Source organism: Streptomyces sp. SD15, from assembly GCF_054462255.1.
Genome location: NZ_JBTLMO010000067.1, coordinates 14,063 through 37,782, shown reverse-complemented (window position 1 = coordinate 37,782; position 23,720 = coordinate 14,063). Strand labels below are relative to the sequence as shown.

General features: G+C 70.1%; 18 protein-coding genes, 2 tRNA genes and 2 pseudogenes. 8 read left to right on the top strand and 14 right to left on the bottom strand.

Annotated elements, in window-relative coordinates; genetic code table 11:
* Positions 1-206: 206 nt before the first annotated feature.
* Together ACX28W_RS38815 and ACX28W_RS38810 are read right to left on the bottom strand one after the other, a co-directional pair.
* Positions 207-281, bottom strand: a tRNA-OTHER gene (locus tag ACX28W_RS38815).
* A gap of 355 nt (positions 282-636) precedes the next feature.
* Entirely contained in the window at positions 637-4,209 is a 3,573-nt protein-coding gene (locus tag ACX28W_RS38810) for a S8 family serine peptidase (RefSeq protein ID WP_459004838.1), read from the bottom strand.
* Between the two features lie 101 nt (positions 4,210-4,310).
* Here ACX28W_RS38810 and ACX28W_RS38805 point away from each other — a divergent pair, with 101 nt between their 5' ends.
* Positions 4,311-4,469 (top strand): hypothetical protein, encoded by a 159-nt coding sequence (locus tag ACX28W_RS38805; protein ID WP_459004837.1) that lies wholly within the window; start codon positions 4,311-4,313, stop codon positions 4,467-4,469.
* 125 nt (positions 4,470-4,594) lie between these two features.
* Here the strand turns inward: ACX28W_RS38805 and ACX28W_RS38800 are convergent.
* From ACX28W_RS38800 to ACX28W_RS38790, 3 genes and pseudogenes are all read right to left on the bottom strand, one after another.
* Positions 4,595-4,652 (bottom strand) — tRNA-OTHER (locus ACX28W_RS38800).
* 18 nt (positions 4,653-4,670) lie between these two features.
* Positions 4,671-4,847: pseudogene (locus ACX28W_RS38795) on the bottom strand (transposase); the annotation flags it as partial.
* 160 nt (positions 4,848-5,007) lie between these two features.
* On the bottom strand, positions 5,008-6,837 hold the full coding sequence (locus tag ACX28W_RS38790) for a S9 family peptidase (protein WP_459004836.1): 1,830 nt from the start codon (positions 6,835-6,837) through the stop codon (positions 5,008-5,010).
* Between the two features lie 153 nt (positions 6,838-6,990).
* Here ACX28W_RS38790 and ACX28W_RS38785 point away from each other — a divergent pair, with 153 nt between their 5' ends.
* Complete coding sequence (locus ACX28W_RS38785; RefSeq protein WP_459004835.1) at positions 6,991-7,827, top strand: SURF1 family protein; 837 nt, start codon at positions 6,991-6,993, stop codon at positions 7,825-7,827.
* Positions 7,828-7,867: 40 nt separating this feature from the next.
* Here the strand turns inward: ACX28W_RS38785 and ACX28W_RS38780 are convergent, their stop codons facing one another.
* The 4 genes from ACX28W_RS38780 to ACX28W_RS38765 all read right to left on the bottom strand — a co-directional run bounded on the left by ACX28W_RS38780 (position 7,868) and on the right by ACX28W_RS38765 (position 12,743).
* Positions 7,868-9,205: a hypothetical protein gene (locus ACX28W_RS38780; RefSeq protein ID WP_459004834.1), complete on the bottom strand. Its 1,338-nt coding sequence runs from the start codon at positions 9,203-9,205 to the stop codon at positions 7,868-7,870.
* Complete coding sequence (locus ACX28W_RS38775; protein WP_459004840.1) at positions 9,202-9,777, bottom strand: SigE family RNA polymerase sigma factor; 576 nt, start codon at positions 9,775-9,777, stop codon at positions 9,202-9,204. The genes ACX28W_RS38780 and ACX28W_RS38775 overlap by 4 nt, the downstream gene beginning before the upstream one ends.
* A gap of 573 nt (positions 9,778-10,350) precedes the next feature.
* Positions 10,351-11,445 carry an aspartate-semialdehyde dehydrogenase gene (locus ACX28W_RS38770; protein ID WP_459004839.1) on the bottom strand — a complete coding sequence of 365 codons (1,095 nt, stop codon included), beginning with the start codon at positions 11,443-11,445 and terminating at the stop codon, positions 10,351-10,353.
* Positions 11,446-11,450: 5 nt separating this feature from the next.
* Complete coding sequence (locus ACX28W_RS38765) at positions 11,451-12,743, bottom strand: aspartate kinase (RefSeq protein WP_459004833.1); 1,293 nt, start codon at positions 12,741-12,743, stop codon at positions 11,451-11,453.
* A 303-nt stretch (positions 12,744-13,046) separates the two neighbouring features.
* Between ACX28W_RS38765 and ACX28W_RS38760 the strand changes: the two are divergent.
* Together ACX28W_RS38760 and ACX28W_RS38755 are read left to right on the top strand one after the other, a co-directional pair.
* A pseudogene (locus ACX28W_RS38760) lies at positions 13,047-13,151 on the top strand (response regulator transcription factor); the annotation flags it as partial.
* Positions 13,152-13,228: 77 nt separating this feature from the next.
* Positions 13,229-14,527, top strand: a complete 1,299-nt coding sequence (locus ACX28W_RS38755; RefSeq protein WP_459004832.1) for a sensor histidine kinase — start codon at positions 13,229-13,231, stop codon at positions 14,525-14,527.
* 283 nt (positions 14,528-14,810) lie between these two features.
* Here the strand turns inward: ACX28W_RS38755 and ACX28W_RS38750 are convergent, their stop codons facing one another.
* Positions 14,811-16,034, bottom strand: a complete 1,224-nt coding sequence (locus tag ACX28W_RS38750) for an RNA-guided endonuclease InsQ/TnpB family protein (RefSeq protein ID WP_459004831.1) — start codon at positions 16,032-16,034, stop codon at positions 14,811-14,813.
* Between the two features lie 25 nt (positions 16,035-16,059).
* Between ACX28W_RS38750 and tnpA the strand changes: the two genes are divergently transcribed.
* Both tnpA and ACX28W_RS38740 read left to right on the top strand, forming a co-directional pair.
* Positions 16,060-16,476, top strand: coding sequence for an IS200/IS605 family transposase (tnpA, locus tag ACX28W_RS38745; RefSeq protein ID WP_459004830.1), 417 nt, complete (start codon positions 16,060-16,062; stop codon positions 16,474-16,476).
* A gap of 194 nt (positions 16,477-16,670) precedes the next feature.
* A complete protein-coding gene (locus ACX28W_RS38740; protein WP_459004829.1) occupies positions 16,671-17,081 on the top strand; it encodes a hypothetical protein in 411 nt (136 codons plus the stop codon).
* On the opposite strand, the gene ACX28W_RS38735 is transcribed toward ACX28W_RS38740, so the two are convergent.
* The 4 genes from ACX28W_RS38735 to ACX28W_RS38720 all read right to left on the bottom strand — a co-directional run bounded on the left by ACX28W_RS38735 (position 17,066) and on the right by ACX28W_RS38720 (position 19,697).
* On the bottom strand, positions 17,066-17,959 hold the full coding sequence (locus tag ACX28W_RS38735) for a GNAT family N-acetyltransferase (RefSeq protein ID WP_459004828.1): 894 nt from the start codon (positions 17,957-17,959) through the stop codon (positions 17,066-17,068). The two genes, ACX28W_RS38740 and ACX28W_RS38735, sit on opposite strands and share 16 nt — an antisense overlap.
* A 45-nt stretch (positions 17,960-18,004) precedes the next feature.
* On the bottom strand, positions 18,005-18,664 hold the full coding sequence (locus tag ACX28W_RS38730; RefSeq protein ID WP_459004827.1) for a DUF5063 domain-containing protein: 660 nt from the start codon (positions 18,662-18,664) through the stop codon (positions 18,005-18,007).
* Entirely contained in the window at positions 18,657-19,256 is a 600-nt protein-coding gene (gene recR, locus ACX28W_RS38725) for a recombination mediator RecR (protein ID WP_362069269.1), read from the bottom strand. Before recR ends, ACX28W_RS38730 begins: the two co-directional genes overlap by 8 nt.
* A gap of 96 nt (positions 19,257-19,352) precedes the next feature.
* Positions 19,353-19,697 (bottom strand): YbaB/EbfC family nucleoid-associated protein, encoded by a 345-nt coding sequence (locus tag ACX28W_RS38720; protein WP_362027154.1) that lies wholly within the window; start codon positions 19,695-19,697, stop codon positions 19,353-19,355.
* A 338-nt stretch (positions 19,698-20,035) separates the two neighbouring features.
* Between ACX28W_RS38720 and ACX28W_RS38715 the strand changes: the two genes are divergently transcribed.
* Both ACX28W_RS38715 and ACX28W_RS38710 read left to right on the top strand, forming a co-directional pair.
* Positions 20,036-20,776, top strand: a complete 741-nt coding sequence (locus ACX28W_RS38715; protein WP_459004826.1) for an SLATT domain-containing protein — start codon at positions 20,036-20,038, stop codon at positions 20,774-20,776.
* A gap of 234 nt (positions 20,777-21,010) precedes the next feature.
* Positions 21,011-23,692: a type 1 periplasmic-binding domain-containing protein gene (locus ACX28W_RS38710; RefSeq protein WP_459004825.1), complete on the top strand. Its 2,682-nt coding sequence runs from the start codon at positions 21,011-21,013 to the stop codon at positions 23,690-23,692.
* Positions 23,693-23,720 lie beyond the last annotated feature (28 nt).

The window sequence follows — 23,720 nt, the reverse complement described above, 5'->3', positions numbered from 1 at the left end:
GGCCGCCCCTGACACACCATCAGCCAACTACACTCCGGACGACGCCTCTGACCAGACCAGATAGCGAAACGCTGCTGGAGTACTAGCAGTCATCAGCCACCTGGTTCGGCGGCTCAAGAGGCGGCCGGCCGTGAGTGACCGCCGCCGCTGAGGCCGGACCGGGACGGCAAAGGCCCCGGACCTTTATCGGTCCGGGGCCTTTGCGCTGGTGCCCCCGGCAGGATTCGAACCTGCGACACCCGCTTTAGGAGTGGAAGGCGGCGACGTGGCGCCTCAAGGGCAGCGTCTCCCGCTCCATCGCCTACGAGCAGCGCGACGGCCGATGGGTGTCCGCTCGGCAGCGAGATGAACACCTTCACGCCGCGGCGGGGCATCGCCGACGACGACCACCGAGTCGTCCCGCTTGGTACACAGCGGCCGGAATCCCCGCCGGGCGACGCGGCACCTGACGGAATTCAGCCGAGTGCACTTACGGACGCACCCCTGACGAGCAGGCACGGTGAACTGCGACTGAAGTAGCAGGCGTTCGGGTTCGAAGCTGCGCCCGGCCCCGGCCAAAAGTGGCCGAAGCCGGGGCCTGAAGCCGGTGAAACCGGTCAGGACGAGGGGTGGAACCGGTCAGGACAAAGACGTCCGTCAGGACGCCAGGTCCGGTCGGTCGGATACCCGCAGCGCGTTGACGATCGGCGTCCCGAAGCCCTTGTGCATCATGAACCGCACGTTGAGCTGGCCGTCCGTGACCTGGACGGTGGACGTCTTGGTCAGCGCGGCGTAGGTGCCGACCTCGCCCGCGACGTCGAGGAACGGGCAGACCTCCTGGCCCTCGATCAGCACGCTGAACACCCGCTTGTTCGGGCTCGTCGCCTGCAGTTCGGCGAAGTCCAGCTCGATGGTGTAGTGACCGTCGGCCAGCCCGTCGACGCGGTACTCGTACATGCCCTGCTGCGCGTTGGCGAAGCGGGCGGGGTCCTGCGTACCCGTGATCGGCTTGGTGGTCGAGACCCGTTTGGCGTTGCCCAGGTAGCCGTAGCCGCCCGCGGTGTACGCCCGGTCCGTCGCCCACCTCTCACCTTCGGCATCGGCGTGGCCGGACTGGCCGCCGGCGTCGAGAGCCAACGCGTAGCCCGGCACGACCAGGGTGACCGGGATCAGCAGGACCGGTTTGCGGCCGCTGGCCGAGGTGATCCGCAGCTTGGCCTCGTGGGACGAGCCCTTGGGCAGCCCGGCCGTGTTCACCGTCACGCCGACGATGTGCTTACCGCCGCTGGACATCGTGCCGGTCGCCCCGGACAGCGCCAGCCAGCCGATGTCGGTCGCCTGGCCGGAGGAGCTGACCTCGGCGACCTTGATGTCGGTGCCGAGGGCGCCGGTGTTGTTCAGGACGATCTGGCGGGCACGGGTCTGGTCGGGCCCGGCGATGACGGTCAACTCCGTGGTCGGGGTGCTGACCCGCGCGGTGCGCAGCGCCGTCGAACGGTTCTCGACACCACCCGCGGCGAGCGTGACCGCCGCGGTGGCACCCGCGTAGTGCTCCTTGCCGATGGCGAGCTCGACGTCGCCGGCCGGAACCTGGAGCAGGTACGTGCCGTCCCCCTCGGTGGTCCCGGTGAACGTCCGGCCGCCGGACTGCGCGGTCACCGTCGCGCCGTCCACCGGCCGCCCGTCGTTGGCGTCGGTGACGACGCCCGATGCCACGCCGGTTTTGGTGGTGCGGAACGCGATGGCCGAGCCGGTTTTGACCGCCGCGCTGTTGTACGAGTACAGGAACGCGTCGGTCCCGGTCGCGTTCTCCATACCGATGGTGGCGGAGGTGCCCGTCGCCGGCCCGGTGGGGTCGATGTCCTTGTACCGGTAGGTGATCGAGCCGTCCTCGCTGATCGCCGCCGTGAAGCTGAGCCGCCGGTCGGGGCCTTCGTCGATCCTCAGGACGTTGCGCCATTCCACCACGAACGTGCGGTGCGGCTTGGCGCCGGCCACCGCGGTGTAGATGCCCGAGTCGGCGTCGACGAAGAGGTCGTCCCAGAACGGGTACAGGGCCAGGTTCGGACCGCTGCTCGTCGGCAGGCTGCTGTTTCTGAACGAGTCCGACCCGGTGCCGAAGCCAAACACGCCGTTGATGCCCACCCACGCGTCCCGGAAGGACCTGCCGTAGAACGGCACGCTGAAGGGCAGCGTGACCGGCGTGATCTCGTCGTCACCGACGAGGTCGGTGAGCTGCTCGGTGCCGGGCACGTAGCCACCGCCGGCCGCACCGCAGGCGTACCCGAAGGTGTCGTTACGGTCCGGCAGCGTGATGTCCAGCGTGGTGTCGCCGGTCACCGTGACGTGTCGGGTGCCCGAGGCGGCGCACCGGTACGCGGGAGCCGCTCGCACGTCGTACTCGCCCTGCGGCACGGTCACGGTGTAGTGGCCCTGCCCGTCGGCGACCGTGGAGACCGGGGTGCCTACGAGCGTGATACCCGCCCCCGCCGCCGGGCCTTCCGAGGTGGTCACCGCGCCACGCAGCGTCACCGAGGGCGCCTGCTCGAGGACGATGTCCCGGACGGCCGTCTGGTCTTCGGTGACCGTCGCGGTCGCCGTGGCGGTCAGGTAGCCGAACTTGGTGACCGTGATCGTGTAGTCGCCGACCAACAGCGGGTCGAACGCGTACGAGCCGTCCGCCGCCGTCGTGCGGGTCCGGTCGAGCGGTCCGTCCACTGTGACCGTCGCCCCGCCGATACCGTCGCCCCCGGTGGTGATCCTGCCGCCGAGCGCGCCGAGCTCGCCGCGCGGAGCGGCGTTCACCGCGGCGTAGGCGTCGAGCCGGCCCTCGCCGAAGACGTTGTTGTCCTCGGCGGTGCCACCGCACGTCGTGTTGTCCGCATCGATCGCGGTGTCATCCAGGATCTGCCGGGTCGCGGCGATGTCCCCTCGGAGGGCCGGCGAGGCCGACCACATCAGGGCCACCGTCGCCGCCGTGTGCGGAGAGGCCATCGACGTGCCGTTGAGCGAGGCGTAGCCGTCTCGGGTGGACGAGCGGATGTCGACACCGGGCGCGGCGATGTTCGGCTTGATGTCGCCGTTCTCGCCGGCGCCGCGGCTGGAGAAGCCGGCGATCGCGTCGTCCACGCCGAACGCGCCCGAGCTGTAGCTGATCGAGTACGAGCCGGGGCTGCCCGAGGTGTTGCAGGCGGGTCCGTTGTTGCCGTTGGCGAAGGCCGGGAAGATGTCCGCGGCGACCCAGGCCGCCACGGTCTCCTGGTACCACGGGTCGTACGCGTTGGCGCCCCACGAGTTGTTCACGATGTCCGGCGCGAGGTCGGGCCGTGGGTTGGCGCCGTTCAGGTCGGTCGGCGCCACGATCCACTGCCCGGCGGCGAGCAGCGAGGTCGTGGAGCAGGAGTCGGACTCGCAGCCCTTGGCGGCGATCCACTTCGCGCCCGGGGCAACGCCGATGACGTTGGTCCCGTCCAGGCCCACCATGGTGCCCATGGTGTGGGTGCCGTGGTCGTTGTCGTCGCACGGCGCGGCGCTCGGGCAGACGCCGGCCGGATCGAACCAGTTGTAGTCGTGGTCGTGGCTGCCGTCGGCCTTGCTGCCTCGGTAGCTCGCCGCGACGGCCGGGTGGGTGTAGTTCACCCCGGTGTCGATGTTGGCGACGACTATTCCCTCACCCCGTACGCCGAGTTCGTCCCACACCCGCGGGGCGTTGATCCGGTCGATGTTCCACTCCACACCGTTCACGGTGGGTGCGTCGCCGCCCGTCTGCGGGTCCGGAAGCTGGATCGTCCGGTCGGCGACGATCTGGGACACCTCGGCACGGGCCGCTATCTCGTCGAGCAGGTCCGCGTCACCGGTCACCTTGATGGTGTTGGCCAGCCAGAACGGGGTGAAGTCCGCGCCCCGCCGGGTCAGCAGTTGCCGCAGCCCCGCCTGGGTCCGGTCGGCGTGCTTGGTCTTGGCCCGGTGGACGTAGGCGGCCTTGTCCGCCTTCTTGTCCAGTTTGTCCGCGGCGGACAGGTTGGCCTTCTCGCCGAGGTAGACCCAGAAGGTCGCCTTGCCGCCCTTGGCGACACGGTCGGTCACTTTCTTGTCGATCTTCTTCGCCGCGGCTTGCGCCCTGGCTTGGCCGGGACCTGCCGCTGCGGCCGGGGGCGCGGCGAGCCCGAGGGGGAGTAGAAGGCCGGCCACGAGGCCGGCCAGGGTGATGCGCCATCGCGTGGGTCTCACGACTGGACGCTCCCTTTCTGATAGAGGCGGGATCTCTAGCGGATCCCGGCTGGATCTTGTCAGCGGCAGATGGACGGAAAAGATCGTCATGAGTTAAGACGGTGTTTCAGATCGAGGTCAGGGATGGGGTGCCCCATCCCGCCGTACCGCTCACGGGGTGGGGAGCGGCGCACCGCCGGCGCCACGTGGCCGGTGCCGACCTGAAGGACATCCAGGAGATGCTCGGCCGCTCCTCGATCACCATCACGGCCGACACGTAGACGAGCGGGCGATCAGTCCGCTCACGCACCGCTCACGCAAACGGCCCCGGACGAGGAGTCCGGGGCCGAATAGAGCGCCTCCCTGGGGGAGAAACCCCAGGTCAGGTCAGCGACTTAGCGCATTGTGCCCCCGGCAGGATTCGAACCTGCGACACCCGCTTTAAGGAGTTCGAGCACAGGGGCGTCACGGCACTCAGGGACGGCGCCCTTCCACGAGCCGAACCGCTCGGGCAGATCCATCCACGGCGTCCCGGTGCGGTACTTGAACGCGATCGCGTCGATCACCTGTCGGTGATCCCGCCACCGACCGCCCCGCCGAGGCGTCCGATCCGGTAGCAACGGCTCGATCCGCGCCCACTGGGCATCAGTCAACGACACGCATTAACCAACGATCAGATGATCCGAAGGAAACGGCCTAGACGGGTGGCCGGGCCCCGGGGCTAGCTGGGTTGCTGGCGCCCGGGCTGGATGGGTGGCCGGCCCCCCGGGGCTAGACGGGTGGCCCGCGCCTGGGCTGGAAGGGTGGTCTCTGGTTCGGTTAGTTGTTCAGGTGCCTCTCTGCGAAGTCGAGTTCCAGGCGGACCTGCTTGATGCGTTCGTCCACGACCAGGGAGCCGTGGCCTGCGTCGTAGCGGTAGACCTCGTGGGTGGCTTCGCGGGCGGTGAGGCGGTCTACGTAGTTCTCGACCTGGCGGATGGGGCAGCGTGGGTCGTTGACGCCCGCGGAGATGTAGACGGGGGCCTTGACGGCGTCGACGTAGGTCAGGGGGGAGGACGCCTCGAAGCGCTGGGGGACCTCCTCCGGGGTGCCGCCCAGCAGCGTGCGGTCCATGGACTTCAGGGCTTCCATCTCGTCGTGGTACGCCGTGACGTAGTCGGCGACCGGGACGGCGGCGATGCCCAGTGTCCACGCGTCCGGCTGGGTGCCGAGGCCGAGGAGGGTGAGGTAGCCGCCCCAGGAGCCGCCGGTGAGGATCAGGCGGGAGGGGTCCGCGAGGCCGGAGGTGATCGCCCACTCCCGGACCGCCGCGATGTCCTCCAGCTCGATGAGGCCGACGCGGTGCCTGAGTGCGTCCGTCCACTCGCGCCCGTACCCCGTGGAGCCGCGGTAGTTGACCCGGACGACCGCGTATCCGTGGTCGACCCAGGCCGCCGGGCCCGCCGCGAAGGAGTCGCTGTCGTGCCAGGTCGGGCCGCCGTGGACGTCGAAGACGGTGGGGAGGGGGCCTGTTGTGCCCGCCGGCTTCTGGACCAGGGCGTGGATGCGGCCGCCGGGGCCTTCCACCCAGACGTCCTCCACCGGGACCGAGCCCGGTGACTTCAGGCCGGGGGGATCGAGGATGATCTCGCCGGTCGTCGAGCGGACCACGGAAGGCTCGGCCGCCGACGACCACAGGTACTCCACGGTTCCGTCGGGGCGGGCCGTCGCCCCGGACACCGTGCCCGCGGGGGTCGGTACCCGCACCAGCTCGCCGGACGCCAGGTCGTAGCGCCACAGGTCGCTGCGGGCCTCGAAGCTGTGCGCGATCAGGAGCGCGGAACCGTCGGGATACCACTCGGCGGCCACGTCGCCGGGGAGGTCCAGGGGCAGGTCCGTCTCCTCCCCGGTCGCCACGTCCCACACCAGGGGCTCCCAGCGGCCGCGCCGCTGGTGACCGATGAGCAGACGGGTGTCGCCGTCGACCGGGGCGAAGCCCAGCACCTCCAGGCCCAGCTCGACCGTGCCGCCCTTGGTGTCGTCGAGCTCGGCGACCGTCGAGCCGTCGGAGCGCAGCACCCGCAGCGCCGAGTGCATCGCGTCGCCGTGCTCCGTGTGCTCCACGGCGATCAGGGAGCCGTCGTGCGAGAGGTCACCGACTCCGGCCGACTCACGGTGGCGGTAGATCTCGACGGGGACCTGGCCCTGCCGGGCCACGTGGATCGTCGAGCCGTCCTCGTCCGTCGAGCGGCCCACGACGGCCGTCCGCCCGTCCCGGCCGATGGCGAGGCCTCCGGGGTACGAGGGCTCCAGGCCCGGGGCCGCGGGCTCGTCCACCTCGAGTGAGCCCTCGGTTCCGGCGAACCTCTGCCGACGCCAGATGCCGAACTCGTCGCCGTCCTTGTCGTCGAACCACCAGATCCACTCGCCGTCCGGGGAGAGCACGCCGTCCGTCGTGCCGTTCGCCCGGTTCGTGACCTGGCGCTGCTTCCCCGTCTCGCGGTCCCACGCGTACAGCTCGTACGTCCCCGTCGCATTGGAGACGAACAGCGAGCGGTGCGGGGCGTCCTCCGCCCAGTCGGGGAGCGACACCCGCGGCGCCCGGAAGCGCTTCTCCCAGTCGGGCATGGCCGCGTACTGCTGCTCGATGGTCCCGTTGCTCTCAGTCATGGCCCCATAGTGCCTGGCCCGCCCGACAATGCGTCAGCGAGGTCCCCAGCCTGTGGATAACTTCGCGCCGCGCAGTCGCCCGAGCGTCGGGCAAGCGTCGAGCAAGGGCCCCCGAAGCCCAGCCCTCCGCGGCGGCACCGTACCTTGGAAGACGTGTACCGGTTTCTGCTGACGCCCCGCTGGTGGGGGATCAACGTCTTCGTGCTGTTGGCCATCCCGTTCTGCATCTTCATGGGGTCGTGGCAGTTGGGGCGGTTCGAGGACCGGGTGCAGGGCCAGCGGGACGCCGATGAGCAGGCCGCGGTGGCCAAGACGCAGGCGGCACGTCCGCTGGACGAACTGCTGCCCGTGGACAAGAACACCTCCGGCAAGCAGGCCACCGCGACCGGCCGGTACGGCAAGCAGCTCCTCGTGCCGGACCGCGAACTGGACGACAAGCGCGGGTACTACGTGCTGACGCTGCTGCGCACCGACGACGGCCAGGCGCTGCCCGTCGTCCGGGGCTGGCTGCCCGGCGACGCGGACCCGGCCGAGGCACCCGCCGCGCCGGCCGGCGAGGTCACCGTCACGGGTGCGCTCCAGGCGTCCGAGAGCCCGGGGGCGAACGGGGTGAGCGCCGCCGGTGGGCTCCCCGCCGGCCAGACCGGTGCGATCAGCTCGGCGTCGCTGGTGAACCTGGTGCCGTACAAGGTGCACGACGCGTGGATCACCCTCGCGAAGGCCGACAGCGGGATGAAGGCGGTGCCGGCGACCGCGGCGCAGGGCACCGGTCTGGACCTGAAGGCCTTCCAGAACCTCGGCTACACCGGTGAGTGGTTCGTCTTCGCGGGCTTCGTGCTCTTCATGTGGTTCCGGCTGCTGCGCCGCGAGGTGGAGTTCGCGCGGGACGCGGAGCTGGGTCTGGTCCCGGACGAGGACCTCGACCGGGCTCCCCACCAGGCTCCGGACGAGGACCCCGCGCGGGACACCGCCGGGGCGCCGGTCCCGTAACCCCCCGTTCCGGGCGGCTCACCCCCGGGTCCGGCCGGGCTCAGGACGACGCCGACAGCATTCCCGTCCGGTAGACCGTCCCGGCGCAGGCGTTGGACACGGTCGTCGAGGCCGTCGCCGCGCCCGTCGTGTCCGTGTGCGAGACGGTGACGCTGCCGTCGGCCACCCCCTCGTCCGTGAGCAGCTGGGTCGAGGTGCCGGTACCGCCGGCGTCCGTGCCGGTGCCGCCGCTCGTGGTGCTGTCGTCAGTGGGGGTGGTCGGGTCCGGCGAGGGCTCCGTGCCGGTGGTCGGACAGGTCTCCGAGGGCACCCAGGCGAACTTCACGGCGTACGAGGCACTCGGCGGCAGCACCAGGGAGGCGACCTCCGTGGAGGGGTCCGGCAGCCCGGTGGCCACATCGCCCGCCACATGGCTCACCACGGTGATCTTGGCCGCGTCCGCCGCGCCCTGTACGGCGGTGCCCACCGTGCCCGAGCCGCTGACGGTACAGGTGGTGGTGGACACGTTCGAGATGGTGAACGAGCCGTAGACCACACCGGTGGCGTCCGGGGCGCCGACCGTGCTGGTGACCCCGCCGAGCTGTACCGCCGTACACGCGGGCGCGCTCTCCACCGAGGCCGACGGAGCGGGGCCGCCGGTCGCCGCCCCGGCGCTCGTCCCCTTGCCCTTGTCGGGCGTACTGGTCTTGCTGCCCGGCTTGCCCTGCTCGTGGGAAGCGCTGGAGCCGCCGTCCGCGACGCTCCCGCCGCCGTCCGGGCCCTTGCCCTGGCTCGTGCCGCCCTGCACCTGCGAGCTGTTGCCCGCGATGGAGGGGTCGGGGTTCGAACCGGAGGCGTTCGAGACGTGTACGAGGGCCGGGACGGCCGTGCCGATGAACAGCGCGGCGGCGGCCATGCCGACGAGCGCCTGGCGCTTGCGGGCCCGCCGGGCGGGCACCGCGCGGCGCAGATGCTCCAGCGTGCCGTCGGTGGGTTCGATCTCCTGGACGGCCTGGTGCAGCAGCCGACGCAGCGCCAGCTCGTCCGAGCCGAACCCTTCGGGGCCGGGTCCGCCGGGCTCGTGATCGCCCGGCCCGTGATCGCCAGGCCCGTGATCCCCGGGTCCGTGATCCCCGGGTCCGTGATCGCCCGAGCCCTGTCCATCCGAGCCCTGCCCGTCCAGACCCTGACCGCCCGAGCCCTGTCCGTCCAGACCCTGACCGTCCGAGCCCTGACCGCCCGAGCCCTGTCTGTCCGGGCCCAGTCCACCCAGACCTTGTTCGTCGGGCTGTCCGTCAGGGCCGTGGTTCACAGTTTCGTTCCCAGCGTGCGATTGCTTGTGCTCGTGCTCGGGGCGCCCCTGGTCCTCGGGGCGCCGCCGTTCCTCGTACTCGCTCATGCCGGGGCCTCCATCGCGACACGGAGCGCCGCTATGCCGCGCGAGCCGTACGCCTTGACCGACCCGAGCGATACGCCGAGGGTCTCGGCGACCTGGGCCTCGGTCATGTCCGCGAAGTAGCGCAGGACCAGGACCTCGCGCTGGCGGCGCTGGAGGCCCTTCATCGCCTTGATCAGGGCGTCGCGCTCCAGCTGGTCGTACGCGCCCTCCTCGGCGCTCGCCATGTCGGGCATGGGCTTCGAGAGGAGCTTGAGGCCCAGGATGCGCCGACGCAGGGCGGAGCGCGAGAGGTTGACGACGGTCTGGCGCAGATACGCGAGCGTCTTCTCGGGGTCGCGGACGCGTTTGCGCGCCGAGTGCACCCGGATGAAGGCCTCCTGAACGACGTCCTCGCAGGACGCGGTGTCGTCGAGCAGGAGCGCCGCGAGGCCCAGGAGCGACCGGTAGTGGGCGCGGTAGGTCTCGGTCAGATGGTCGACGGTGGTTCCGGCAGCCGCGCTGTCCTCAGCGCCGTCACGCTGGTTCGGTATGCGGGCGGGCCGCGCTGCGGGCATGGGCGCGATCACCGGCATGCCGCCGGGCGCGCCGGGGCTGCGGAGTCGGCGGGGTGGACGCAGGGCTGCGCCCCTCGTCTGTACCGCGGTGAATTCGAGTACCTCTGCCACGCCAGTTGGACACGCTTCCCCCCGACAGGGTTGTACGCGACAGGCGTCACATTCGTGTCAGGCCGTACATCGGCTGGAACATGCTCCTCCGCTTCCGCCGGAACACCCCTCGGCACGGTTGCCGGAACGCCTGCCGACGCGCCCGGCCGCGCGCCTGGCAGTGCATTGAATGCCCTCATGCGTACCAGCTCATCCCCTATGCCCATATGCCGTGCCGCCCCCGGGCACCCGCTTTCGGGCGACCGCAAAGACGCTCCCCGCCCTCCGCGTGGTTGCGGAGAACGGGGAGAGAAATCTTCGAACGCCAAACGGGTCCTGTTCAAGTGGTCCGGACCATTATTTCCGGCCACACAACTGACACAGATCCTACAAACGATTCCGCCGATGACCAGGAAGATTTTTCCTGTGAAACGCCCAGGTCGGCGGATCCGCCTCGAGACCTGGGCCACACCCCCGGCCCCGGCCCACGGCCTACGCGGACTAGAAGCTCTCCGCCGCCACCAGCTCCGCGATCTGGGCCGTGTTGAGGGCGGCTCCCTTGCGGAGGTTGTCACCGCAAACAAAGAGTTCGAGGGCGGTCGGGTCGTCGAGGGCGCGGCGGACGCGGCCGACCCAGGTCGGGTCGGTGCCGACCACGTCGGCGGGCGTGGGGAACTCGCCCGCGGCCGGGTTGTCGAAGAGGACGACTCCGGGGGCGGTGGCCAGGATCTCGGTGGCCTTGGCGACCGTCACCTCGCCCTCGAAGCGGGCGTGGACGGTGAGGGAGTGCGTGGTGACGACCGGGACGCGTACGCAGGTCACGGCGACCCTCAGGTGCGGCAGGCCGAGGATCTTGCGGGACTCGTCGCGGATCTTCATCTCCTCCGAGGACCAGCCGTCCTCGCGCAGCGATCCGGCCCACGGTACGACGTTCAGCGCCACCGGCTCCGGGAACGGGCCCGTGTCGTCGCCCACGGCACGCCGTACGTCACCGGGTTTGGTCCCCAGTTCCGTACCGGCGACGAGGGACAGCTGGCGGCGCAGGGTGTCGACGCCGGCGCGCCCGGCACCGCTCACCGCCTGGTACGAGGACACCACCAGCTCGCGCAGGCCGAACTCGGCGTGCAGCGCGCCGAGCGCCACGATCATGGAGAGGGTCGTGCAGTTCGGGTTGGAGATGATCCCGCGCGGGCGCACGCGCGCGGCGTGCGGGTTGACCTCGGGGACGACAAGCGGCACGTCCGGGTCCATCCGGAAGGCGCCCGAGTTGTCCACCACGATCACGCCCTTGGCCGCGGCGATCGGCGCCCAGTGCGCGGCCACCTCGTCGGGTACGTCGAACATCGCGACGTCGACCCCGTCGAAGGCGGCCTCGCTCAGCGCCATCACCTCGACCTCCTCGCCGCGCACGGCCAGCTTGCGGCCGGCCGAGCGCGGGGAGGCGAGCAGACGGATCTCGCCCCAGATGTCCGCGTGCTGGGACAGGATCTGGAGCATGACCGCGCCGACGGCCCCGGTCGCTCCCACGACCGCGAGCGTCGGACGTCCAGGGCGTCCCAGGCGTCCAGCGTGTTCAGCCGGTCGCCCGGTCCCCATGGTCATCAGCGGCCAGTGCCTCCGTAGACGACGGCCTCGTCGCTGTCGGAGTCCAGTCCGAACGCGCTGTGCACGGCGCGCACGGCCTCGGGGACGTCGTCGGCGCGGGTGACGACCGAGATGCGGATCTCGGAGGTCGAGATCAGCTCGATGTTCACGTTGGCCTGGGTCAGCGCCTCGAAGAAGCCGGCCGTGACACCCGGGTTCGTCTTCATGCCGGCGCCGACGAGCGAGATCTTGCCGATCTGGTCGTCGTAGCGCAGCGAGTCGAAGCCGATGACGGCCTTCGCCTTCTCCAGGGCGTCGATGGCCTTGCGGCCATCGGTCTTGGGGAGGGTGAAGGAGATGTCCGTCAGGCCGGTGGTGGCCGCGGACACGTTCTGCACGATCATGTCGATGTTGATCGCGGCATCGGCGATGGCGCGGAAGATCGACGCGGCCTCGCCCGGCTTGTCCGGGACGCCGACGACCGTGATCTTGGCCTCGGAGGTGTCGTGAGCGACACCCGAGATGATGGCCTGCTCCACCTTCTGGTCCCCTTGCTGCTGTGTCTTTTGCACGAGTGGCGTGCTGCTGACCCACGTGCCCTGAAGTCCGCTGAAGCTGGACCGCACATGGATCGGGATGTTGTAACGGCGGGCGTACTCCACACAGCGGTGGAGCAGCACCTTGGAGCCGGAGGCGGCGAGCTCCAGCATGTCCTCGAAGGCGATCCAGTCGATCTTCCGGGCCTTCTTCACCACCCGCGGGTCGGCGGTGAACACGCCGTCCACGTCGGTGTAGATCTCGCAGACCTCGGCGTCGAGGGCGGCCGCGAGCGCGACCGCCGTCGTGTCGGAGCCACCGCGGCCGAGCGTGGTGATGTCCTTCTTGTCCTGCGAGACGCCCTGGAACCCGGCGACGATGGCGATGTTGCCCTCGTCGAGGGCCGTCCGGATGCGACCGGGCGTGACATCGATGATCCGCGCTTTGTTGTGGACCGAGTCGGTGATGACACCCGCCTGGCTGCCGGTGAACGACTGGGCGCTGTGGCCCAGGTTTTTGATCGCCATGGCCAGCAGTGCCATGGAGATCCGCTCTCCGGCGGTCAGCAGCATGTCGAACTCTCGTCCGCTGGGCATCGGAGATACCTGCTCGGCGAGATCGATCAGCTCGTCCGTCGTGTCGCCCATCGCGGAAACGACCACGACCACCTGGTGGCCGTTCTTCTTCGCTTCCACGATTCGCTTGGCGACGCGCTTGATGCCCTCGGCATCGGCTACGGAGGAGCCTCCGTACTTCTGCACGACAAGGCCCACGTGCGCTCCTCGCTCAATCCGTCTCTGCACCGCACAACTGCGGTCGGCTCAGTCTAACGAGCGGCCGGAATCCCCTGCCTCGGTATCGCATCGTGAGATGTCCCGCTCATGACGCGATACCGCGGCTTTTCTTCGGGAATTCCCGGCCGCTCCAGGAGGGCCTGCCTCCGCCAGGACGACGTGCCGCTCCAGGACCGCACCTGCCCCTGACCGCCGCGCACACTCGGAAAAACGGGGAAAGTGCGCCGTGTCACAAACGGCGACTGTGGGTTAACTCTCAACCACTAAGGGGAAGGTGCGCCTGTGCGCGTACTCCTGGTGGAAGACGATGAGCCGGTCGCCGAGTCGCTTCGGCGCGGCCTGCTGCGCTACGGCTTCGAGGTCGAGTGGGTGAGCACCGGTCACGCGGTACGGGGGGTCGGCTTCCGCCCGGAGGTCGTACGGGAGTCTTCGGCATCCGCCCCGGAGCAGGACGGGTCCGGCGCATGATCCGGCAACTCATCGTCAGTTACGTCCTGTTGGTGGCCGTCGCGCTGACCGCGTTCACCGTGCCGGTGGCGTTCACGCTGACCTCGCAGCTGCGCGGGGACACGGAGGAGTCCGTACGCCGGGCGGCGACGACCATGTCGCTGATGCTGGCGCAGGGCGATCCCGCCTCGCGGGAGGCGCTGGACCGGCTGGCGACCACGTACGCCGCTCAGACGCCCGGCACCGTGGCCGTCCTTCCGAAGTCCGCCGCCGCCGGCACGACCACCGCCCGGTGGGGCGACGGCGCGCTCAGGGTGACGGTCCCGGCGATACGCGACGGCGAAATCGTGGGGGCCGTGCGCGTCACGTACCCGACCTCCGATCTCACCGCCCGGCTGTGGCGGATCTGGGGCTTCAGCGCCGTCCTCGCGGTCGGCGTGCTGGCGGTGGCCGCCGGGCTCGGCGCGCTGGTGGCCCGCCGGCTGACCCGGCCGCTGCGCCGGCTCGACGACATGGCGAGCAAGTTCAGCGACGGCGACCTGACCGCGCGCTCGCCGGTCACGGGCCCGCCGGAGACCCAGCGCCTCGCCCGCACCCTCAACTCGGTCGCGGAACGCCTCGACACCCTCATCGACTCCCAGCGGATCTTCGTCGCCGACGCCTCGCACCAACTCCGTACGCCCCTCACGGCGTTGCGGCTGTCCCTGGACAACATCGCGGACGGGGCCGAGGACGACTCCGTCCGCGAGGACGTGGACCAGGCCACCGCGGAGGTGGTCCGGATGAGCCGCCTGGTGAACGGACTGCTGATGCTGGCCCGCGCGGAGGCGAAGGTGCCGGCGGCAAAGACCCTGCAGCTGCGGGAACTGCTGGAGAACCGGCTGGCGGTGTGGCGACCGGCCGCCGAGGAGCGCGGAGTCACCATCGCGCAGGAGGGGGAACTCGGCGATCGGTCGCAGGTACTGGCCAGTCCCGGTCACCTCGACCAGGTGCTGGACAACGTCCTGTCGAATGCCCTGGAGGTCTCCCCGGACGGTTCGACGATCACCGTGCGGGTGGCGCTCCGCGCCCACGAGGTGGTGCTGTCGGTGCTGGACCAGGGCCCCGGCATGTCGGACACCGAGAAGTCCCGCGCCTTCGACCGCTTCTGGCGCGGCCAGGGCCTGACCGGGCACTCCGGCTCCGGTCTCGGCCTCGCCATCGTCAAGCAGCTGCTGACGGACGACGGCGGAACCGTGTCGCTCCAGGACGCGCCCGGGGGCGGGCTGTGCGTGGCGATCAGCCTTCGCTCGGCAGCACAGAGGAGTCGTGGTTGACGATCAGCCACTTGCCGTCGCGCTTCTCGTACTCGTACGTGTACTGGCGCTGGGGGGTGGGGTGACGGCTCTGGGGGAGGCGCTGCGCGGGCTGTGATTGCCCGGTTCCCAGGGCCGGGGCCGCTCAGTCCACGAACTCCTTGAGGGGCTCGGTGTCCAGAGTGATGTTCACCGGGTCGGGGAGCTTGACTGTGGCGCCGAAGGGGAGCTTCTCCTCGTGTCGTTGACTTGCTCCTCGGGCTGAAGCCCGAGGATTCTGGCCTTCTCGTCCGTTGCTGTGCCGCTACGCGGCACGGGGTTCGGGCGGGAGTCCGTGGCTTCCTGTTTCTTCGCGCTGTGCCGGGACGAGTCCTGGTCTTACCGGCGCTCCGCAGGCTGTCACCGCCAGTCCGGCGGCCGTTTTGACGTTCTTCGCGGCGTTGTGGTCCCGGTCGTGAAGGGTGCCGCAGGCGGTGCAGGTCCATTCCCGGACGTTCAGGGGCTTGGGCCCGTCTTTGATGCCGCAGGCCGAGCAGGTCTGGGAGGTCGGCTCGAACCGGCCAATCTTCACCAGGACGCGTCCGTACCGGGCGGCCTTGTATTCCAGCATGCGCACGAACGCCGACCATCCGGCGTCGTGGACACTCCTGGCCAGCCTGGTGCGCGCGAGTCCTTTGACCGCCAGGTCCTCCACACCGATCGCTTGGTTGTCGCGGATCAGCCGAGTGGAGAGCTGGTGGTGGAACTCGCGGCGGGCATCAGCCACCTTCGCGTGGGCGCGGGCGACCTTGAGGCGGGCCTTCTCCCGGTTCTTGGATCCCTTCTGCTTGCGGGACAGCTCCCGCTGGGCCTTCTTCAGTTTCTTCTCCGCCCGGCGCAGAAACCGAGGACTGTCGATCTTCGTCCCGTCGGAGAGGACGGCGAAGTGGCTCAGGCCCAGGTCGATGCCGACCGTCTGGTCGGTGCCGGGCATCCGGGCGATGTCCGCAGCCTGGTCGGTGTCGATGACGAACGAGGCGAAGTACCGTCCGGCCGCGTCCTTGATCACGGTGACCGAGGAGGGCTGTGCGGGCAGGGTGCGGGACCACTTCACCTTCACCGCGCCGATCTTCGGGAGGTTCAGCCGCCCGGAACCGGTGATCGACCAGCGGGCATTGGCCGTGAAGCGGATCGACTGACGGCCGTCCTTGCGGGACTTGAACCGGGGCGCACCCACCCGCGTGCCCTTACGGGCCCCCTTGAGCGAGGCGAAGAAGTTGCGGTAGGCAGCCTCGGCGTCGCGCAGAGCCTGCTGGAGCACCACGACGGAGACCTCTCCGAGCCAGCACCGCTCCACGGTCTGCTTGGCCCGGGTGATCAGCTTCTTGGACAGCTCACCGGCCGTCGGGAACGCAGCGCCCGCTTTCCGGGCGTCCTCACGGGCGCGCACCGCGTCGTTGAACACGACGCGGGCACACCCGAACGCCCTGGCCAGCGCAGTGCGCTGGGCCGTGTCCGGGTACATGCGGAAGCTGTACCGAAGCTGCATGGCGGCCACGATACAAACGTGGTTTATGGGTGAGATGCAGAAGATCAGAACTGGCCGGCACTGTGCTTTCGTGATGCATGTGCACTTGGTCTTCGTAACCAAGTTCCGGCACAAAGTGTTCACCGATGTTCATCTGACGCGTATGGAGGAGATCATGCGGTCGGTGTGCGCGGACTTCGAGTGCGAACTGGTCGAGTTCAACGGCGAGGACAACCACGTCCACCTCCTGGTGAACTTCCCGCCCAAGGTCGCCGTCACCAAGCTCGTCAACTCCCTCAAGGGTGTCTCCTCCCGCCGCCTGCGCCAGGAGTTCCCCGACCTGGTACAGCACTACTGGCGGGCCAACAAGCTCTGGTCCGGTTCCTCCTTCGCAGGAACAATCGGCGGCGCCTCGCTCTCCGTGGTCAAGCGGTACATCGAGCAACAGAACCGGCCGGTGTGAGCATCGCCCGACTCCGCCGGGACCAGCCATCGCGGCGCTCCGCGCCACGGGTGGTGAACACGGGACGTCCGGCTCCGCCGGCCAGGAATCCGCGACGCTCCACGTCGCCACGACAAGATTCGCTTCACCAACGGGCTGAAGCCCGATGCACTGCGAATGAATCCCGGTAGCTGCGCAACCGCCATGGTGTGACCATGATGAACGCAATCCCCCACTACCGCCCGAACTGGGTCCCCCTCGCCGGCCACCAACTCCGACTGTCCGGCGTTCACTTCGACGCGGTCCGTGTCCAGGGCGTACGCGGGGAACAGGTCGCCGCCGAGCTCATCGAGGCCGCCGACGGGGACGCCGGACCTGTGGTCTGCGAAGCGGTCGGGTTCCGGTGGATGTACTTCCTGCTGGCGCCGGGTGCGACAAAGGCCCACGAATGGCCGCTGGGCGTACAGCGCTTCGGCGGAACCGGGCGCCGTACGGTCACGTACATCGGGATCCCGGCGCTGGATGGGAACACGTGGCCGTTGCGGTGGTACAGCGAGCCGACGCCGACCACGCCGTACGTGGACCCGGGTCGGCTGCGCGCGGTGCTTGGCTATCTTGGAGCCTGAATGACTTCCGGTGCGGCACATGAGAAGTCGTATGCCGCCCAGTTGGTGAGCGGGCGGTAGCCGAGGCGCTGGTAGAGGGCGTTACTGGTGGGGTTGGACAGGTCCGCGAACAGGACGACATCCCTCGCGCCGACGGCCAGCGCGGCCCGGCTCACCTCCGCCGCCACGGCGCCCGCGTAGCCGCGACCGCGCAGGTGGGCCGGGGTGTAGACGATGTCCACCTGGATCTGGCCGCCGCTCATCGGGTTCATGCCCGCGATGGAGACGGGGGTGCCGTCCGGGGTCTCCCAGAGCGTGTAGCGCTTGTCGGCGAAGCGGGTGTGGGCCCACGTCTCGGCGTCGATGGAGACGTCTTCCCCGACGGCCTTGGCGAACTCGCCGCACCAGAACATGACTTGCTCGAGATCCTGCTCGCCCAGGACGCGGCCTCGGCCCGCCGGCAGCGGCTCCGGTGGGGTGAGCGTGCCGAGGCGGTACAGACGGAGTCGCGTGTCGCGGAGTTTCGGCGTCGCGCCGGTGTGCCGCTGCCAGGCCTCGGCGAAAGCGGTGGCCGTGCTGTGGTCCGCGCTGACGGAGGGAAGGGAGTGCCCGAGGGCGGCCAGGTGGGCGGCGAGGCTGTCGGCCTGCTCAGGCGTGAGCGGGGTGAGGCCCAGACCGCGGGGCGGGAGACGGTAGAAGGTGGCGCGGACCTCGTCCGCTCGCTCCAGCAGGCCGAAGACGGGGGCTCCGGTGCCGAACGCGTCCGCCCCACGTGCTCGCAGTCTCGCGGTCCACGTCAGCGGCATGACGTGCAGGCCGGGCCGCGAGCGCAGGAAGTCTCCGGCTCGGGCGAGAAAATCGTCGACGTCGTCGGTGAGGTGCCAGTCATCCGGGCGCATGCCGCATGATTTCTCAACCTGTAGGCATGCGCCCGTGGTTTCCCGTTACTTGACCGTCCGCATCCCCAACGGCCCCGCGAGCTCCTCCGCCATGACCTTGCCCGCCTCCTCCGCGAGGGCGTCATCGCCGAGGTCCTGGTCGGTGTCGAGGCCGTCCAGTTCCTCCAGGGGCTGGTTGAGGCGGACGTGGGCCACTACGGACTGGAGGGCGCGCAGGGTTGCGGAAGCGGTGGAGCCCCAGTTGGAGAAGTAGGAGAACTGCCACCACCAGAGGGCTTCCGTGGTGCGGCCGGCCCGGTAGTGGGCCATGCCGTGGCGGAGGTCGGCGATGACGTCGGCGAGGTCGTCGGAGATGCGGGCGGGGACCGGGGCCTTGCGCGGCTCGTAGGGGTCGAAGACCTCCGAGTAGACGTCGATCGGCTCCAGCATCACCGCCAGGCGCTCGCGGAGGTCGTCCACGTCCGCCTCCGGGCCGAGGTCCGGCTCGTAGCGCTCGTCGGGGACGATGTCCTCGTGCGCGCCGAGTCGGCCGCCGGCCAGCAGCAGCTGGGAAACCTCCAGGAGGAGGAAGGGCACGGCCGAGTCCGGCTCGTCGCCCTTGGCCACCTCGGTGACGGCGACCAGGAAGCTCGCTACCTGGTCCGCGATCTGGACGACGAAGTCGTCGGGATCCTGGCTGGTCGCATGCAGCGTGGCGTCAGACATCTAGGAGTCGTCTCCCCTCGAAGGCGCGGCCGAGTGTGACCTCGTCCGCGTATTCCAGGTCGCCACCCACAGGGAGGCCGCTGGCCAGGCGGGTGACCTTGAGGCCCATGGGCTTGATCATGCGGGCGAGGTACGTGGCCGTGGCCTCGCCCTCCAGGTTCGGGTCCGTGGCCAGGATCAGCTCCGTGACCGTGCCGTCCGCCAGGCGGGCCAGGAGTTCCCTTATGCGCAGGTCGTCCGGGCCCACGCCCTCGATCGGGCTGATCGCGCCGCCCAGGACGTGGTACTTGCCCCGGAACTCACGCGTCCGCTCGACCGCGACCACGTCCTTCGGCTCCTCCACCACGCAGATCACCGACAGGTCGCGGCGCGGGTCGCGGCAGATGTTGCACAGCTCTTCCTGCGCGACATTGCCGCAGGTCGCGCAGAAGCGGACCTTCGCCTTGACCTCCATGAGGGCCTGCGCGAGTCGACGGACGTCCGTCGGCTCGGCCTGCAGGATGTGGAAGGCGATCCGCTGCGCGCTCTTGGGACCGACGCCGGGCAGCCGCCCCAGCTCGTCGATGAGGTCCTGGACCACGCCTTCGTACAACGGACTGCCTTTCCTGGGTACCGCTGGGTACTGCTCCTGGGTACTGCTTCGTCTTCGTCGTTCTCTTATGCGTACGGTAGTTGGCTTGCGCCGGTCTTAGAAGGGCAGACCGGGGATACCGCTGCCGCCGCCGAGGCCCTGGGCGAGCGGGCCGAGCTTCTGCTGCTGGAGCGCCTGCGCGTTCTCGTTCGCCGCCTGGACGGCCGCGACGATCAGGTCGGCGAGGGTCTCGGTGTCCTCCGGGTCCACCGCCTTCGGGTCGATGACCAGGGCGCGCAGCTCGCCGGAGCCCGTCACCGTAGCCTTCACCAGGCCGCCGCCCGCCTGGCCTTCGACCTCCGTCCGCGCCAGCTCCTCCTGCGCGTTCGCAAGGTCCTGCTGCATCTTCTGGGCCTGCTGGAGCAGCTGCTGCATATTGGGCTGGCCACCACCGGGAATCACGATCAGCTCCTGGTTCGTACGGCTGTATATACCGCTGTGTATACCGCTATGAGTACCGCTGTCCGAACGGGGTTTTCCCGTTCAGCACGAGCCTACGTGGTCGGCGGGCCCGTCGCCCAAGCACTCTTTCGAGTGAGACCGCACGAAGGCCTATACCTGACCAAGACCCACTTCCGGGCGGAAAACCGGTGAAACCCGTGCCATCGCCACCCATTGGGCGCTAGGAAGGAGAGGGCGCTTCAGCACCACGCGTCACGCGACATCCCGCAACGTCACTAGTCTCGAACGTCACTAGTTTCGTCGGAGTCGTCACCGCCGTCGTCAGTAGGGAGTGCCGGGTGAGCCAGCCGGAGATGCAGCCCGAGGGGCCGCCCCAGGACGGGCCGGACGACGGGGCGATCGGGCCCCGGCCGGGCGACCTGACCGGCCGGCCGCTCCCGCTCGGGGACTGGGGGGAGCCGGCGGAGCGGCTCCATGAGATGTACCGGTGGGTCGAGCGGGGCGCGCTCGACACGGCTTCCTGGTATCTCACGGACCGCGTGGGGAAGCGGTGGGGGGCACGGGCGCTGCGGGGCGGGGCGGCGCTGGGGGCGGTGGCCGGGGCCGCGCTGCTGCTGCTCGATCTCACCGGGGCGGTCGGGGGGATCGCCCCCTGGGGGTGTCTCGCACTGTTGCTCGGGGTCGCGTGCGTGGCGGGTGACCGGTACTTCGGGGTGACCTCCGGATGGATAAGGGACGTGGCCACCGCTCAGGCCGTGCAGCGGCGGCTTCAGGTGTTGCAGTTCGACTGGGCGTCCGAGAGCGTGCGGGAGGTGCTGGGGCCGGCGGAGGGGACCGCCGGTGAAGCGGCGGAGCGGTGTCTCGGTGTGCTGCGGCGGTTCTCGGAGGACGTGACGGAGCTGGTCCGGGCCGAGACGGCGGACTGGATGGTGGAGTTTCGGACCGGGCCGGCGCCGTTGCGGATGCAGTCGTCGCCGGCCGGGGCGCCGCAGGCGGAGAGCGGTCCGCCCGGGCGAGCGCCGTTGCCGCCGGGGGCTCGGCCGAACATGCCTCGGCAGCGGCCGCCGGAGCCGCGGTAGCCCTCCGGGCGGGGGTGGGGGGTGGGGTGGAGTGGAGTGGGGTTTTCGCCCCCGTCGCCCTTACCCGTCCCATCCGTACCTGGGGGCTCCGCCCTCAGACCCCCATCGCCCGAAGGGCTCGTCCTCAAACGCCGGACGGGCTGAAGACTGCCCCCGGCACCACAAGAACGAGTAGCCTTGTTGGTCCTCAAGTTCCTTTCCAGCCAGCGCAGTTGAGCGGTGGGGGAGTTCCGCGTGCCAGCGAATCAAGGTGGACGAGAAGGCTTTCCGGACGACCGGGCCGGTGATTTCGTACGGGACTTCCCGACGACCGTGGCGCCCGAGTATCGCAATCGGGCGAACCTCGCGACCATGCCGCCGCTGTTCGTGCTGCGGGTGCCGGAGTCGGCGTACACGACCGGCGTGGACCGCGTGGTCAGGGCCCTGATCGGGTCGCTCGACCACAACGGGAAGCTGGTGCCGTACGCGTATCTGCCCGCCGGGGAGGACACCGCGCTGCTCGCCGGGGGCGCGGGGGTGCAGTTGCAGACCGGGGCGCCGGAGAACATGACCCCCGACCGGTTCCCGCACACCCGGATCATCCGGGACCTCGTCACGTACATCCGCGCGCACCCGCAGGCGTGGACGGAGCACGGCTCGCAGGCGAAGGAGTTGCAGGCCTACGCGTGCGAGCAACGGGCCTCGCGGGGCGGCCTGTTGGGCTTCAGCAGGATGCAGGGGCCGGAGGACGGCGGCGTCGCGGGCTTTTTGATGAGGGTCGGCTGGCTGTCGTTCGTGCAGACGTTGCCCCGGTGGTTGTGGGCCCGTGCGATGTCCCGCAAGGTGATGCGCGGCTGGCTCGGCGCGGAAGCCGTGGCCGGAGGCAGCAAGAAGCTGTTCCGGGTGATCGACAACCTCGGCAGCGTGCGCGGGACGCAGCTGAGCGGCGACCCGGGCCACGAGGAAGCGCTCCAGGAGCTCGACTGGCTGTTGCTGCGGGCCCTGCTGGAGGATTTGAGCGCGCCCTCGACAGGGAGGTTCCTGCCCGCGCGGCGAAGAAGAACCGGCCGGCCCGTACTCCTGGTGGAGCTGCCTCCGGAGGGCAGCCGGGGCGCCCTGGCCGCCGAGCGTTTCCTGCGCTCCCTGCACCGGGCGCGCACCACCGCCCGGCCACCCGGCCCGCTTGTCGTGGCCGTGGGCCTGCCCTCCGCCGCGCTGCTGGAGGAACTCGGCGATCCGGACGAGATGAGCCTGTCGGAGGCGAGTCTGCGGCTCGGCCAGAGGGACGGGCCGCCCGTGCTGGTGACCTTCGCCGAGGAGTCCCTCGCCCGGCGGGGGCTGCCCGTCCGCCCGGTCGATCCGCGGACCTTCAAGTTCGACTGGACCGTCCCCACCTGGCTGGTGACCGGGGTCGCCGTGCTCGCCCTGAGCGCCGCGGGGCTGACGACGCGGCAGGCCCTCGTCCCCGACGTGGACCGTTCCTGCGTCGGCGGCGCCGGGTCCGTCGCCGAGTCCGCCCGCGCCACGCCCATCCCGGTGGACTCCAAGGGCTGGTACGACGCGGCCGTCAAGGAGATCGCCGAGCAGAACACGCGGGCCGAGCAGGCCGCCGCCCAGGGCAGGACCGTACGGACCGTGGTCGCCTTCGTCTCCAGCGTGCCGACCAACGAGAACGAGACACGGTTCGACGGGACCATCCCGGAGCTGCGCGGCATCGCGATGTGGCAGCGCAAGCTGCTCGACGACGCCGTGTCCAACGACTCCGCCGTCCGCCTGCGGGTCGACGTGCGGCCCACCGGACGGGCGTTCACCAACGCCGTGGCGGAGGCGGAGAAACTCGTCGCCGAGGTACGGGACGAGCGCGCCGCCAAGGCGTACGAGAAGATCGTCGGCGTCCTCGGATACGCGCAGAGCCGGGACGAGACCCGGGCCGCGCTCCAGGTGCTGGGCAACGCGCGGATCCCCACCATCGGCACCACCGCCACCGCCGACGAGATGCTGGCCGGCCCGGCGAGCCTCAGCTTCTGGCCCTTCACCCCGGCCAACTCGACCGAGGCCCGGATCGAGGCCGACTTCGCGAGCCAGCAGAACATCGTGGCGAAGCCGGGGACCCAGGAGGACAGCTGCTCCCCCGCCCACCGGGCCATCGTCATCGAGAGCTCCGCCGACCTCTACAGCCGCAGCCTCGCGGACAAGTTCCGTGCCGCGTTCCCCGGCGAGTCCCAGGTGTTCAACTTCAACCAGGACGGCGACTTCGATCCCCCGCCCCCGGCGGGCGCCACCAGCGTCTCCAGCGCGGACGAGCTGGCGCGGCAGCTGTGCAAGGCCCTGAGGACGGACCCGGAGTCGGTCGTGTACTGGTCGGCGCGGGCCCGTGACTTCACCGCGTTCATCACCGCCATGGACACCCGCGGCACCTGCATCGACGACGACGTGACGGTCCTCGGCGGCAACGAACTCACGAACGTCGCCCAGACCGGCGTCTACAACAACAAGGACTGGCTGCGCCTCTACTACTCCGCGCACCGGATGCCCGCCACCGACACCCGGGCCAGCGAGAAGACCCTCCAGTTCGTGAGCGACTACAACGCGTTCGTCGGGCGCACCACGAAGGGCACCGACCCCTGGGTCCAGGACGGCCACTCCGCGGTCTCCTACGACGCCTTCCACGTCCTGTCGCAGGCGGTGGACCAGGCCCGGCTGCGCGACGAGTCCGTCTCCCGGACGTCCGTCCTGTCCGTCCTCGGCGGCGGCGTCACCTTCAACGGCGCCACCGGCTATGTCTCCTACGACCAGGGCAACAACGCCCCGCCCCTCGACAAGACCCTCGTGCTGATGCGGCAGTTGGCGGAGCGTCCGGCGGCCGTCGTGGTGTGCGGGGCGTACCGGCAGGGCGCGTCGAGCCGTACGCAGGGCGCGCCGTGCGCCCGGCAATGAGGCAATGGTCAGAGGATCGCGGGGGATC

Excerpts from the sequence above, each read along its gene's own strand:
- ACX28W_RS38740 (WP_459004829.1), top strand. The coding sequence starts at position 16,671 with ATGATGAACGCAATCCCCCACTACCGCCCGAACTGGGTCCCCCTCGCC.
- ACX28W_RS38750 (WP_459004831.1), bottom strand. The coding sequence starts at position 16,034 with ATGCAGCTTCGGTACAGCTTCCGCATGTACCCGGACACGGCCCAGCGC.
- ACX28W_RS38755 (WP_459004832.1), top strand. The coding sequence starts at position 13,229 with ATGATCCGGCAACTCATCGTCAGTTACGTCCTGTTGGTGGCCGTCGCG.
- ACX28W_RS38775 (WP_459004840.1), bottom strand. The coding sequence starts at position 9,777 with ATGCCGGTGATCGCGCCCATGCCCGCAGCGCGGCCCGCCCGCATACCG.
- tnpA (WP_459004830.1), top strand. The coding sequence starts at position 16,060 with ATGGGTGAGATGCAGAAGATCAGAACTGGCCGGCACTGTGCTTTCGTG.
- ACX28W_RS38770 (WP_459004839.1), bottom strand. The coding sequence starts at position 11,445 with ATGGGGACCGGGCGACCGGCTGAACACGCTGGACGCCTGGGACGCCCT.
- ACX28W_RS38730 (WP_459004827.1), bottom strand. The coding sequence starts at position 18,664 with ATGTCTGACGCCACGCTGCATGCGACCAGCCAGGATCCCGACGACTTC.
- ACX28W_RS38735 (WP_459004828.1), bottom strand. The coding sequence starts at position 17,959 with ATGCGCCCGGATGACTGGCACCTCACCGACGACGTCGACGATTTTCTC.
- ACX28W_RS38780 (WP_459004834.1), bottom strand. The coding sequence starts at position 9,205 with ATGAGCGAGTACGAGGAACGGCGGCGCCCCGAGGACCAGGGGCGCCCC.
- ACX28W_RS38790 (WP_459004836.1), bottom strand. The coding sequence starts at position 6,837 with ATGACTGAGAGCAACGGGACCATCGAGCAGCAGTACGCGGCCATGCCC.